At 43.3% G+C, this 14,177-nt stretch carries 7 protein-coding genes; 3 read left to right on the plus strand and 4 right to left on the minus strand.

Features of this window, described 5'->3' with window-relative positions; all coding sequences use genetic code 11:
• Positions 1-109: 109 nt before the first annotated feature.
• Positions 110-1,018 (plus strand): penicillin-binding transpeptidase domain-containing protein, encoded by a 909-nt coding sequence (locus DBR32_RS12705; RefSeq protein WP_158605989.1) that lies wholly within the window; start codon positions 110-112, stop codon positions 1,016-1,018.
• A 67-nt stretch (positions 1,019-1,085) separates the two neighbouring features.
• On the opposite strand, the gene msrB is transcribed toward DBR32_RS12705, so the two are convergent.
• Positions 1,086-1,511 (minus strand): peptide-methionine (R)-S-oxide reductase MsrB, encoded by a 426-nt coding sequence (gene msrB / locus DBR32_RS12710; RefSeq protein ID WP_233559735.1) that lies wholly within the window; start codon positions 1,509-1,511, stop codon positions 1,086-1,088.
• 266 nt (positions 1,512-1,777) lie between these two features.
• Here msrB and dnaE point away from each other — a divergent pair, with 266 nt between their 5' ends.
• Positions 1,778-5,413, plus strand: coding sequence for a DNA polymerase III subunit alpha (dnaE, locus tag DBR32_RS12715; RefSeq protein ID WP_124636711.1), 3,636 nt, complete (start codon positions 1,778-1,780; stop codon positions 5,411-5,413).
• 78 nt (positions 5,414-5,491) lie between these two features.
• On the opposite strand, the gene accD is transcribed toward dnaE, so the two are convergent.
• Positions 5,492-6,340 carry an acetyl-CoA carboxylase, carboxyltransferase subunit beta gene (accD, locus tag DBR32_RS12720; protein WP_124636712.1) on the minus strand — a complete coding sequence of 283 codons (849 nt, stop codon included), beginning with the start codon at positions 6,338-6,340 and terminating at the stop codon, positions 5,492-5,494.
• A gap of 68 nt (positions 6,341-6,408) precedes the next feature.
• On the minus strand, positions 6,409-7,101 hold the full coding sequence (locus tag DBR32_RS12725; protein WP_124636713.1) for a response regulator transcription factor: 693 nt from the start codon (positions 7,099-7,101) through the stop codon (positions 6,409-6,411).
• 234 nt (positions 7,102-7,335) lie between these two features.
• On the opposite strand from DBR32_RS12725, the gene DBR32_RS12730 reads away from it, so the two are divergent.
• Complete coding sequence (locus DBR32_RS12730) at positions 7,336-9,627, plus strand: DUF5723 family protein (RefSeq protein ID WP_124636714.1); 2,292 nt, start codon at positions 7,336-7,338, stop codon at positions 9,625-9,627.
• A 496-nt stretch (positions 9,628-10,123) separates the two neighbouring features.
• Here the strand turns inward: DBR32_RS12730 and DBR32_RS12735 are convergent.
• A partial coding sequence (locus DBR32_RS12735; RefSeq protein ID WP_158605990.1) for a T9SS type A sorting domain-containing protein occupies positions 10,124-14,177 on the minus strand: 4,054 nt, incomplete at its 5' end.

The raw sequence follows: 14,177 nt of genomic DNA on the forward strand, positions 1-14,177 counted from the left end.
ATTATACAATAGCTATTGCAAGTCTTTGCAATAGCTATTTTTGTTAAAGCCCTTTTTATTGCGGCAATAGCCTTAAATTTGCATTTCTTTAAAATGAATCTCTATGATTTTGCGTAAAATAGCGGTAATGTTTACCGGAATAGGACTGGTATTGGGTTTGGGTGCTTGCTCCGATGTGAGGATTAATGATCATGAAGAATGGAAGCCCGTCTTTGATAAATATCAGATCACGAATGCTTGTTTTGAATACTATGATAATAATAAGGAAGAAGCCAACTTTTACAATAAGCTGCGTTGCTCCGAGCGCATGAGCCCCGCCTCTACCTTCAAAATCTTTAACTCGCTTGTGGCGCTGGAAACCGGGGTTGCCCTGGATGAGCAAATGCTGATCAAGTTTGACGGGAAAACAAAGTTCTACCGCAACGGAAAATTACTCAAACAAGGAGAGGATACTACCGGTGCATTTACCATGCCGGAGTGGAATAAAGACCTGACGATGACCCAGGCGTTTAAAGTCAGCGCCGTTCCTTATTATCAGGAACTGGCACGTCGCATAGGCATCAAGGAAATGCAGCATTTTCTGGATACCGTACAGTACGGTAATATGAATATCGGTGGTGTAATTGATGAGTTCTGGTTAAACGACAGTCTGAAGATCACACCCGATGAGCAAGTTGGATTTATGAAACGTTTATACCATGATGAGCTACCGTTCTCTCCCCGTTCTCAACGTATTGTAAAAGGGATGATGCTGCAGGAAACAGATGGAGACTACCGTTTGTACTATAAAACCGGATGGAGTTCACAACCGGGTAGAGAAGATATAATCTGGGTAGTCGGTTACGCAGAAACAGTACACCGTTTAAAGAATCCAAAGACCAATCAGATCCAGGCGATACCGCACCCTTACTTTTTTGCTTTGAACTACAGCATTCCTAAAAATGCGCAGAACGTAGTAGAAACGAGGAAAAAATTGTTGCATGACCTGTTAACGGAAGTCGGCATACACAAATACTAAGTAAAAACGTATATAAAAAGTGTTGCGCGCCGCTATGCGGCGCGCAACACTTTTTATATAGATAGTCTTATTCTGGTTCGAAATCCAGGCTTACGGCATTCATACAGTAACGTTTGCCCGTTGGTTCCGGGCCATCATCGAAGATATGGCCTAAATGACTGTCACACCGGGCGCAGAGCACCTCAATGCGGTGCATCCCGTAAGTATTGTCTTCCTTATAGATCATATTGTCCTTGCGTAAGGGTTCAAAGAAACTGGGCCAGCCACACATACTGGTAAACTTGGCCGTGCTTTTAAATAAGGCATTCCCGCAAACCGCACAAAAATAGCTGCCCCTCGTTTCATCTTTCCATAAATTACCGGTAAAAGAAGCTTCGGTAGCAGCTTGCCTTGCAACCGCATAAAGGTTTGCCGGAAGTATTTTTTTCCATTCTTCGTCAGAGACATGCAATTTTGCTGTATCCGTTCTGGAATAATAAGGATTTTGGGACATGGAACTGTTTTTTTGAGCGTTGGAGCGACAAGACAGGCCAACTATAAACAGAAGGATGATCCCTATAAAATTAACCTTGCGCATCACGTTGCATTTGAAAGATAAATGTACTGCAAATACCGTTTAGTAAACGTTAATTTCCGGTGGATGCGGATGTAAATATGATAGAAATCACAGGACAGACCCTCTTATTGTGCATAAAAATCCGGCTACAAACGGCACAAAATTTGTTACTTTGTATGACCTGAAATTTTACTTTTTTATCAATGCAATTTTCTCATTTACATAATCATACCCAATTTTCTTTACTTGATGGGGCCTCCAATATAGGGAAGCTCTATAAAAAGGCGCAAAACGACAAAATGCCTGCTGTTGCGATTACCGATCATGGTAATATGTATGGGGTATTCCAGTTTGTGTCTGAAGCCTGGAAAAATACAAAAGTAGTGGGTACCGATGATCAGGGAAATGAGATCAAAGAGCCTATTGTAAAACCCATAGTCGGTTGCGAATTTTATTTAGTCGCTGACCGGCATAAGAATAAGTTTACCAGGGAAGAAGGAAGAGACAAAAGATACCACCAACTCTTTTTGGCGAAAAATGAAAAAGGATATCAGAACCTCACCAAACTGTGCTCTCTGGGCTTTATGGAAGGGATGTATGGTAAATATCCCCGTATTGATAAAGAGCTGGTTTTAAAATACCATGAAGGCCTTATTGCCACGACCTGCTGTATTGGAGCTGAAGTGCCACAAGCAATCTTATATAAAAGCGAAGCCGAAGCAGAAACACTGTTCAAGTGGTGGCTGGATTTATTTGGAGAGGACTATTATGTAGAACTGCAACGCCATGATATGGCAGAGCAGGTGAAGGTGAATGAAGTGCTGATGCGTTTTGCAAAGAAATATAATGTTCCGGTTATCGCATCCAATGACTCGCACTATGTAGAGCAGGAGGATTATAACGCCCATGATATTTTGTTGTGTATCAATACCGGCGAAAAGCAAGCCACGCCTACGAATAAAGAATTTTCCGACGACGGGGAGTCCAGAAAAGGAACCCGTTTTGCCTTTTGGAATGATCAGTTCTATTTTAAGAATACACAGGAAATGTCTACGCTCTTTTCCGATATTCCGGAAGCGCTGGACAATACGCAAATGATTGTAGATAAGATTAAGCCGCTGCAACTGAAGCGAGATATCTTACTACCACACTTTAAAGTACCTGACGAGTTTAATAACGATCAGGATGCATTCCTGATGCACCTGACCTGGAAAGGGGCGCATGAGCGCTATCAGGAGATTACGCCCGATATTGAAGAGCGGATCAATTTTGAATTATTCACCATCCGTACCATGGGTTTTGCCGGTTACTTCCTCATCGTATCTGACTTTATCAAGGCAGGTAGAGACCTTGGGGTTTTTATCGGTCCGGGAAGGGGTTCTGCGGCGGGTTCTGCAGTGGCTTATTGTATTGGCATTACCAATATAGACCCGATCAAGTATAATTTGCTATTCGAGCGTTTTTTGAATCCGGATCGTAAGTCGATGCCCGATATTGATACCGATTTCGATGATGAAGGCAGGCAGAAGGTGATTGATTATGTGGTGGACAAATACGGTAGAAACCAGGTAGCTCATATTGTGACTTATGGTACCATGGCGGCGAAAATGAGTATTAAAGATGTGGCGCGGGTTCTGGACTATCCTTTGCAGGATTCCAATGCCCTGGCCAAACTGGTGCCGGATAAACCGGGTACCAAATTAAGCCGTGTATTACATGCACCCATTACGACTAAAGAAGCAAAGAACGGTGAAAAGTCTTTAGATGAGAAAGAAGGCTATGGCCCGGAGGATATAGAGAATATTTTAAAAATACGTGAATTTTATAAGGGTACTGATGAAGCCTCAAGGGTACTGCATGAAGCAGAAAAGCTGGAAGGTTCCGTACGCAACACCGGTATTCACGCGGCTGGGATCATCATTGCACCAAAGGATCTGTCTGATCTGATTCCGGTATGTACCGCGAAAGATGTAAAGTTATTGATCACCCAATATGAAGGAAAGATTATTGAAGATGCCGGCGTAATTAAAATGGACTTTTTGGGCTTAAAGACCTTGTCCATTATTAAAGATGCCCTGGCGTTGATCAAGATGAATTATAATCTTGACATCGATATTGATACCATCCCCTTAGATGATGAAGAGACGTATAAGCTTTATCAGAGAGGAGATACAAATGCTACTTTCCAGTTTGAGAGTCCGGGCATGCAGAAGCACCTTATCAATCTGAAACCCGATAAGTTTGCCGATTTGATTGCAATGAATGCCCTGTATCGCCCTGGTCCTTTACAATATATCCCCAATTTTATTAAGCGTAAGCATGGAGAAGAAGCCATTTCTTATGACTTACCGGAAATGGAAGAATTTCTTGCGGAGACCTACGGGATTTCGGTGTATCAGGAACAGGTGATGTTGCTGTCGCAGAAACTTGGAGGCTTCTCTAAGGGAGATGCGGATGTACTGCGTAAGGCAATGGGTAAAAAAGACCGTTATACGCTGGATAAGATGAAGGGTAAGTTTATCGACGGGGCCATTGCAAAAGGCCTGGCTGCTGATAAGCTGGATAAGGTCTGGACAGACTGGGAGGCATTCGCTCAGTATGCCTTTAATAAGTCGCACTCTACCTGTTATGCTTTTGTGGCCTTTCAGACTGCTTATCTTAAAGCGCATTACCCTAGTGAGTATATGGCGGCAGTGATGAACAATGCCAACAGTATTGAGAAGATTACCTTCTTTATGGAGGAATGCCAGCGTATGGGCCTGAATGTATTGGGTCCTGATGTGAACGAATCCCTGAACGGATTCTCGGTAAACAAAGAAGGGGTGATCCGTTTTGGATTAGGTGCCTTGAAAGGCGTTGGAGAAGCGGCAGTGGTTGATATTATTGAAGAGCGTACCAAAGGGGGGCCTTTTGAGTCTATTTTTAACCTCATAACCCGGGTCAATCAACGTACCGTAAATAAAAAATCTTTGGAGAGCCTGGCTTATGGCGGTGGTTTTGATAGTTTTAGCAATATGCACCGTGCTCAGTACTTCCATACGCTTATGGATGGGGAAACCTTCCTGTCTAAGATTATCCGTTTCGGGCAGCAGGTACAGGCCGAGGCCTCTATGAGCGTGAGCAGCCTTTTTGGCGATATGGAAATGCCGGTAGCGAAGCACCCGGATATTCCTAAAGTAGAACCCTGGACCTTATCGGAGCGGCTGGCCTTTGAGAAGGAGGTGATCGGGATCTACCTGAGCGGGCATCCTCTGGATAATTACAAATTTGAAATGAGCCATTATAATATTACATCACTGGCTGATATCGAAGATTTGGTAGACAAGCAAGTGCGGGTAATAGGCTTTATGAGCGATCCCAGACACTTGCTGACTAAGAAAGGGGATAAGTACGGTCGTTTTATCCTGAATGACTACAGCGGCTTTAAAGAGGTTAATTTGTGGAGAGAGGATTATGTGAAGTTTGGTAACTACCTATCAGAAGACCAAAAGGTGATGATGATTGGCCGGTATCAGGAGCAAAGGTTCCGTCCCGGTACTTTTGAATTTAAGATCAGCGAAATGATGCTGATGAGCGATGTGCGTAAGCGTTTTACCAAGGCCTTAAGGATCCGGTGTTCTATAGAGAAGGTGAATGCCGATTTTATCAAATACCTCTACGATAATTATGCCCATAATGATGGCGACTGCGAACTGGAAATCTTTGTCGTTAGTGATGAGACAGAGATTAAGCTAAAGTCTAACGGAACCAAAAGTGTTTTGCTCAACGATAGCCTGATCCATCACCTGGAAGAAATGAAAGAACAAAGTGTTTTGGACTATAAAGTAGTCTCTACCTAATCGTAGAAGATTGACTGATACATAAAAAAGGATGCGCATCGCGCATCCTTTTTTATGTATCTATTATTTCTTATTCTTTTATTTTGTTCCGAACCACTCAATGGTGTCCGTAAGTTTTTGCTTCAGGTCTTTGCGCTCAACCACAAAATCAAGGAACCCGTGATCTAAGAGGAATTCTGAACGCTGGAACCCTGCAGGCAAGTCTTTACGGATCGTTTCTTTAATAATCCGTGGACCGGCAAAGCCAATCAAAGCTTTAGGCTCTGCGATATTGATATCGCCCAGCATCGCAAAAGAAGCGGTTACGCCTCCGGTAGTCGGATCGGTCAATAAAGAAATGTATGGTAATTTGGCATTGGCCAGCTGCGTTAATTTAGCAGAGGTTTTTGCCATTTGCATTAAAGAGAAGGCACTTTCCATCATACGGGCACCACCAGATTTACTGATGATCATAAAAGCATGTTTGTGCTTAATGGAATAATCAATTGCCCTGGATATTTTCTCTCCTACCACAGAACCCATAGAACCGCCGATAAAGTTGAAGTTCATACAGGCAATCACCAGCTTTTTGCCGTTAATCGTTCCTACACCCACCGTCATGGCATCTTTAAGTCCGGTCTGTTTTTGAGCGGCCACCAATCTTGTTTCGTAAGGTTTTATATCCTCAAACTTTAAAAAGTCTTTGGGAGCAATATTACTGAAGAGTTCTTCAAACTTTCCTTCATCAAAAAGGATTCCGAAATACTCCGGTGCATTTATTCTATTGTGAAACTGGCATTTCGGGCATACATACAAATTTTCAACCAAGACATCTGTCGTATAGGTTTCTTTGCATGAAGCGCACTTGTGCCACAGGCCATCCGGTACTTCTTTCTTCTCTTTCGTGTCGGTAGAAATACCTTTTGAAATTCTTTTAAACCAAGTCATATTATTTCAGTATCTGAACGATTGTTAATATTGAGCCTGCAAAGATAATAGTTTCTGAGTTGACAACTCTATTTATCAAAAACTAATTTGAAACCTACCCCATGCATGGTTTGCAGCTCCACCCCTTCTATGCCTTTAATGTATTTTCTTACTTTGGTCATAAATACATCCATGCTTCTGCCCAGGAAATAATCATCCTTTCCCCATACATTCATCAGGATGTCTTCCCGCTTCAAGACCATATTCTTGTTCTGAATCAGGTATTTAAAAAGATCTGCTTCTTTTTGGGTCAATTGTTGGGGATGCCCCTGATTCACTAACTGTAAATTATCGTAATCAAAAGAGCTATTGTTGCCCAACTCGATTTTTTCATCTAAAACTTTATCATCTTTTGATCTTTTGAGGAATACCTCAATTCTCAGAAGCAACTCTTCCATATTGAACGGCTTGACGATATAATCATCTCCACCCGCTTTAAATCCTGCGATTTTGTCCTCATCCATGTTTTTGGCGGTCAGGAACAAAATAGGGATTTTGTTATTTTTCTGTCTGATGAGACTTGCCAATGCCATACCATCTTTTTTGGGGAGCATTACATCCAGCAAACAGATATCTATATTTTGGCGCATAAAGGTTTGCCAACCGCTTTCTCCATCACTACATAACAATACTTCGTATCCATTATCTTCAAGATTGTCCTTGACAACGAATCCTAAAGATGCATCATCCTCTACCAATAAAATCTTCGCTTTAAAACTCATACCTTTATTTGAAAAATGTTCGTAGCAAATTTAATTAAAAATAATATTTCAGCGCATTTTTTTCCATTGAAGATCATAAAGTTGTGTTACGGTACACAAAGAACCTACTTTCTGTAAATTAGTACTTGTTAATAAGGTGTAAACCACTTATTATGAATGGTAAATACTTAATTCATTTCTCTTTTAAATGACATATTCCATGTAGCTTTGTTATAACCTTAAAATTTAACTTTTATGATGAAAAAAATTACACTATCCACACTGGCGATAGCGGCATTGACTCCGGCCCTGTTTGCCCAAAATTACCTAGGTGTTGCAACGGGTAATTACCTTCCTACAAAATCTGTTTTCCTGAATCCAGCGCTTATCGGCGACTCCAGGGTAAAATGGTCTGTCGATATCATATCGATCAATGGGGGCATCGATCAAAACTACGGTACCATCAACTCTTCAGGAATTCTCAAAAAACTGATCCGGAAAGAAGGTGATTTTAACATTGGTGATATTGTATCGAAAGGTAATACCAAAACATTTGACATTAATGGCCCTTTAGTTGGGGTAAATGTATTGAATATCTATGCAAACTTTAAAGACAAGCATAGTTTCGCCCTTACCAACAGAGTGCGTTTTGCCAACCAGCTCAGAGATTATAATTCTGCTTTTTTCAGTACCATATTCGCAAAAAACAACGGAAACGTATCGGTGAATGCGACCAATATGAATTTCAATATCAATGCCTGGACCGAAACGGGCCTGACGTATGCCACGGAACTGTTCAAAAATAAAAACAATTCCTTGTCCGTAGGACTTACCGTTCGCTACCTGGCTGGTCTGGGATATGGCGGTAACAGTGTGCAGTCTATTGTAGGTAACTATACAGAGGCCAATAAAACGGTGACCGTACAAAGCCTGAATATGAATGCCTCTACCAATGTATATAATTCCGATGTACTGAACGGTAACTATAGTGAATTGTTTAAGTCGATGTTTAATGGGAAGTCGGCAGGCGTAGGTGGTGATATCGGATTTGTGTACGAGTGGCGTCCGAATGCCTCAAAATATACCTACGAGATGGATGGTCAAACCGATCGTAGAAACCCGGAAAAGGATCTGTACAAATTACGCTTATCTGCGGCGGTAACCGATATCGGAGCCATCAATTATAAAGATTCCAGAAACTATGGCGTCAGTGGTTCGGGAAGCTTAAACGTAGATAGTTTGGGCGATAAGTTTCAGAATTACGATAACCTGAAAAGTTACCTTAATTCCAGAGGTTTCTCCGTAAATGAAGGTAGCCCTGTGAAAACGAAAATCATGATGCCGACTAGTTTCGTCTTCGGAGCTGATTTGAACCTGGACAAAGGGTTCTTCGTAAATGCCACCTTTATCGGCTCTTTGCAAAAACCGGCCTATACAGCACACAGCCCTTATAACTTTTCTCAAATAACCGTTACCCCTCGCTTTGAAAACAGGGTGGTAACCGTTGGCGTACCGCTAACCTACAATTTTACTTCTGAAAGTATGAAGGCTGGTTTGGGCATAAGAGTGAGCGGTTTGTACCTGGGTACTGACGATGGTTTGGCCTTACTCGGTAGCAATAAGGCTAAAGGGGCCAATTTCTATTTTGGATTGCAAGTGCCTTTCAACAAGCGTAAACTGAAAGACCGCGATGGTGATAAAGTATCCAATAAAATGGATAAATGTCCTGGCGAAGCAGGTCTGTGGGAAGACAGAGGTTGTAAACCTCTCGACAGAGATAAAGATGGTATCGTAGATTCTTTGGATAAATGTCCGGATATTCCGGGTGTGTCTACCGCACAAGGTTGCCCGGATGCAGATCTGGATGGCGTTGCAGATGGAGAAGATCTTTGTCCTAACGAAGCGGGTAGCCTAGCAACTAAAGGTTGTCCTGATCGCGATGGTGATGGCATTGCCGATAAAGATGATAAGTGTCCTGATGTAGCCGGTTTAGCACAATTCCAAGGTTGTAATGATACCGATGGCGATGGCATTGCCGATTGGGAAGATAAGTGTCCTAATAATGCCGGTCCTGCGGCACAACAAGGTTGCCCGGATACGGATAATGACGGTATTGCCGACTATCTGGATAAATGTCCTACAGTGCCGGGTACTGTTGAAAATCATGGCTGTCCAGAGATAAGGGCAGAAGTGAAAAAACGCCTGGCCTTTGCCGCAACGGCAATCCAGTTTGAAACAGGTAAGGCAGTGGTTAAGAAAACCTCTTATAAATTGCTGGACGAAATCGTTAGTATTTTAAATGAGTATACCGACTATAATATGAGTATCGAAGGGCATACCGATAATGTAGGTAAAGCCGATCGTAACTTAGAATTGTCGAAACAACGCGCCGCGGCTGTAAAAGCATACTTTGTAGAAAAAGGTATTGCCGAAGGCCGTTTAACGACTGATGGATTTGGTTTGGAAAGACCTAAAGCTTCTAATAAAACCGCTGCCGGCCGTGCGCAAAACCGCCGTGTAGAAATGGATTTAAAATTAGCAGACTAAGCGAATTCTCAAGCCTAAATGATCTGACAAAAGAGTTGCGCGCCGCTATGCGGCGCGCAACTCTTTTATGTTATTAGGAGATACTTTCTGGAAACGATTAATTTAGGCTTAGTTGTCGTTCGAAAAGCGTGATTGAATATTTTCTCAGGTATACAAATGATGCAACTACTTAATAAACTGTTAAATGTGTTTCCAATGGACGACAGCGTTTCTTTTGCATTTCGGTTTCTGTAACATATTAAAGAAGGCGAGGATTGATGTTATTTAATCAAACAGATGCATTTTATTTATACCTATAATGAATGTTAATACCGAAAATGCCTTTGCGCACTTTTGAAGACCGACTACATCGTAAGAAGCTGATACCTTGTAGCGTGTAATTTTATTTTCGGGGACTGTAACCTGATTGATGGATGAATATAAAATTGATATTCATAAAAACAGGGTCTGTCTCAATAAGAGACAGACCCTGTTTGATTACATGCGTGTTATGCTTCTATTTTTTGACAATCTTCACTACGCTTTCCGCATTATTGATCCGGATAAGATAAGCTCCTGCAGCTAATGAAGAAACATTAGTTTGTTTATTGACGAACTTACCTTGCAATACCAGCTGGCCAGCCATATTGTATACCTGATAGTAATAATCCTTATCATCGCTAGCGTTGATACTCAGGATATCATTAACCGGATTGGGGAATACAATCAACTTATGTGCCTGCACCATATTGCTTACCTCATGTGGGCTAAATCTGTTCTCTGGCATTAGTGTAGCACCTGTGGGCACCGGTATGGCATTCGGGTCATAACGCCCTATTTCATTGCCGTTACTGCCGTAGTTGATCTTTGCACAACGGCAAGCCATAGCCTGGTGTGGCGCAACACCAATCCCGGTCTGCATTTTGCCATACCGGATCATCAAGGCTATCGCATTTACGCCCATGAGATCGCCCATAGCAGCAGTCCAGGCGCCGATTCTGGGGAAATTATTGGATACACCCACACCCGCTTCGCCACGTATCCCGGTTACCGGGTAATTGCCGATACTATAGATAGGATCGTCGAACAGATACCCAGCCCATCCAGAACTATTTGTATAAGTAGATAGTCGTCCTTTGTAAGACTGGGAAGCGGCGCCTGTGATCACGGTATTAGTCCCATCCCACCTCTGGTCTACACCCATAATGCCATCTGTTCTTACCGGATCTGCTATTTTTCCTAAATACCAGGGAGAAGTACCCTTTACGCCGTTGCTTACTTGTGTGTTATACGCCTGATTGAGAAAGGAAAAAGATACGTCTGGAACTCTCCATCCGTCAGGACAAGGGTCATACGGAGATTTTTCCATAGCATGTCCCCAACGGCCCGCTTCTAGACCGGGCTCATTGCTGATCCAATCTTGTGTTGCACCGTCATTGTACAGGTATGTCAACGGGTTTTCTACGGAATACTTAAGTATCCTTCCGATTTTTACATATCGCTTATCGTTGCCAGCTATGGCACCCGCACCATATACGGAGAACAGTTGCGTAAAATTGGTATTGTATTGTCCTGCATTAATCGTGCCGCCATTCCTGATAATGGATAACTGATCTAGGAAGGTCGGAATCGGATCTTTTCTTCCCCATTGGTAGTGTAATCCCATTGCCTTTTTACCCATTGCGGGCTCCATAGCCGTATTGCTCGGCATAGCGATCAAAGCGCCCATGTTCCGGTCCATAAATTCCGTTACGAGGGGCGGTGTCAAACAGTTATTAGTAGCATCAATAATTTGTCCGCTGGAAGGGCTTGACTGATAAGGGTCTTCTGTTTTATAAGGGGCCAATGCAACCGGCACTGTTTCCGGCGCCCAAATATGCCAACTCCAGATCACAGGGTCGGCAGAAGTGCCATTACTACCCACATGCAGGGCAATAACGGCATTGCCGGTTTGTCCCTGGGTTAAAGAAACCACCATTTCGCTGCTGCCGATCGCCGTGTTGTTCAGCGAAACATTATTGATCAGACTATTATTGGTAGACCAATATACACTTATCGAAGGCTGCCCCTGAGGCAGCTGATGTTGCTCGGATAGGAATAACTTATACATGGCATATGCTTTACGCAGGTTGATCCTCTTTTCAGTAACTGTATTGGTCATAACGATATAACTATTGGCATCTTTGATCCAGTGCTTCAAGGTATCTGCATTATCCGTTTTATCGGAACTGTTTACAGATGCAATAAACTCCGTTTCAAAATTGCCTAGGTACTTTTCGTTAGGATCGCGCATACACCGTACCGTACCTGCCCCTTTAGATGGAGCGATCTGTGCTACATTAAATCTATATTTAGCCTGCGTCGGATATTTGTAATAATCAGAAACAAAGCCCATATTTCTTCCGGATGCACTGTCGTATACCGATAAAGTTGCGGTGGCCGTACCTGCTGTAGAAAGCCAATTGATATAAGCTAATTTAGGCGTAGATGTTACATAATCTGCAACCTCATTAGGCCCTGTAAAGACATAAGCTCCGGAAAGCGGGAATACGCCGATGTTCCGGTCATTCTGTGCTGAAAAATCATAACCCAGAGATGGATACACTTTCACGTTATTCAGGATAGGGTTAACCGTGTTTACATGGAACTTCGAATTGTCTGTTGGGTCATCATTTTCCCAGCTTCCGTTTCTGCCCCAAGGGCTTGAAAGGTTTTCTTGGCCACCTGCAGCGATACTTCCATAGTGTGATGGAATCCTCCAGCCGCAGGGACAGGGATCGTACGGAGATTTTAATTCATAGGATTTGGTGTCCGCGGCAACTGCGGTATCAGTAGTATATACCTTGGACCACTTGCCCTTCCGGTTATCGGACCATAGGTCCCAGTTGACAATGCGGTATATGTCGGTGTTGGCAACTTTGTAGGGCTGATCGGAAAACCAATGCCCGAATCTTGACAGGAAAGTAATGGCCTTCAGCGGATTTTTTATGGAGTACCTGATATTCTGTGCCACCTCTGTATGACTGCCGGGATTGTCGTAGGGACGCATCATCCAGCCGAAAGGCAGGTTTGTGTTCTGCGTAAACTCGGCACCCCTGAAGGTGCCTGCAGCGCCGTTGATCTCGTAGCCTGTACCGTCTTTATAGTACATGGGCGGCAATGGATCCTTCCTTCCCCATTGATACATCAGTCCTGCGGACTTGTTCCAGTCGTTCCCTAAAAAGGCAGCGTTGGTTGCGCCCAGGTTCCGGTTCATCCATTGAAATGTGTAAGGAGATCCGTCCCTGTTCGTTACTTGGTCTAAGGGAATATTGTTCTTATCCGTTTCGAAACCCTGCCGGTAGGTAGACCCGTTCGCGTCCACATCATCGGTTACCCACACATGCCAGCTCCAGTAGATAGGGTCGGTGTTATTGTTATTGGTACCCGCATGGAAAGTAACAAGCGCATTACCTTCTTTGTGTTCTTTATTGACAAGTACTTTGACTTTTGCGTTTTCTCCGGTGCCCACGATTTCCAGCTTGTAATTGGCTTCAGAGGTAATCAGGCCGGATACATCTTCCCAATAGACATAAGCAGAGATCAGGCTACCTGCCGGGATCGGGCTGCGTAGGGACAATTCAGGATTAGTCGTATCTGCCCACATGGCATAAGCCTTCTTCACTGGGATATAGAGACCATCCGTTTTATTCCCGTTTTTGTCCTTTCCTGTAAAAATGTAACTGTTAGGCGCAAGTGTCCAGTCTGCTATCGGTGCATTTATCGTTATGCTTCCTCGGGTACTATCCGCGCCGCAGCTTGTTGTGGTGCGCAGGGTATAAGGAAACGTTCCTGTTACAGAAGGCACTCCACTGATGGTGATGGTACTTCCGCTGACGGTTGCGGTAACTCCTGCAGGAAGCCCGGTAAATGCTGTTCCTGTTGCCCCATTGGCTAAGGTATACACAATGGGCGATAAAAAGGTATAGGCGGCCAGAACCTGATCGGTATCGCCCGAAGTCCAGCTAAGACCCCCTTTCACAGCTACAGTCATGGTTGTGCTGTTAGCACACTGCCCGGTATCAGGTGTAAACGTATATGTAGTCGTTACCTGATTATTCACAGAGGGCGTCCAAGTGCCTGTACTGCCTTCATTGGATGCAGTAGGTAAGGTGAATGTACTGCCTTTGCATACTGGAGCCAGCGGTGTAAAAGCAGGTGTAATGGGCGTGGTACAGGGGTCGCCTGCGTAGCACAGCTGCTGCACAGGTGTCAGCAACATATGTACCGGCGCATTTTTTGCGCTGGAAACCTCCACCACTACATTTTCCCCGGAATAAGGGTAATAGTTTGCCGCAATGGCATAAGACAATACTCCATTATACGTTATAGTTGGTATGGCTGAGTATAATTGATTGAAGACTACAGACCCGTTTGCATGATATATTTTTACCCTTGCTGTAGTATCATTCCATTGGTTTTTCTGTAGGTAAAGATTATAGTCGGCATTGTTTCTGTTGATACAAATTCCTCTCGCCTTGTTAATACAAGTATTTTGCAAAGCAAAATCATTCCATTGGTTTTGTGGTAAT

The sequence above is a fragment of the Taibaiella sp. KBW10 genome, assembly GCF_003852495.1.
Taxonomy (GTDB): domain Bacteria; phylum Bacteroidota; class Bacteroidia; order Chitinophagales; family Chitinophagaceae; genus Edaphocola.

Coding starts and splice junctions, on each gene's coding strand:
- msrB (WP_233559735.1), bottom strand. CDS start 1,511: ATGTCCCAAAATCCTTATTATTCCAGAACGGATACAGCAAAATTGCAT.
- dnaE (WP_124636711.1), top strand. CDS start 1,778: ATGCAATTTTCTCATTTACATAATCATACCCAATTTTCTTTACTTGAT.
- accD (WP_124636712.1), bottom strand. CDS start 6,340: ATGACTTGGTTTAAAAGAATTTCAAAAGGTATTTCTACCGACACGAAA.
- DBR32_RS12725 (WP_124636713.1), bottom strand. CDS start 7,101: ATGAGTTTTAAAGCGAAGATTTTATTGGTAGAGGATGATGCATCTTTA.
- DBR32_RS12730 (WP_124636714.1), top strand. CDS start 7,336: ATGATGAAAAAAATTACACTATCCACACTGGCGATAGCGGCATTGACT.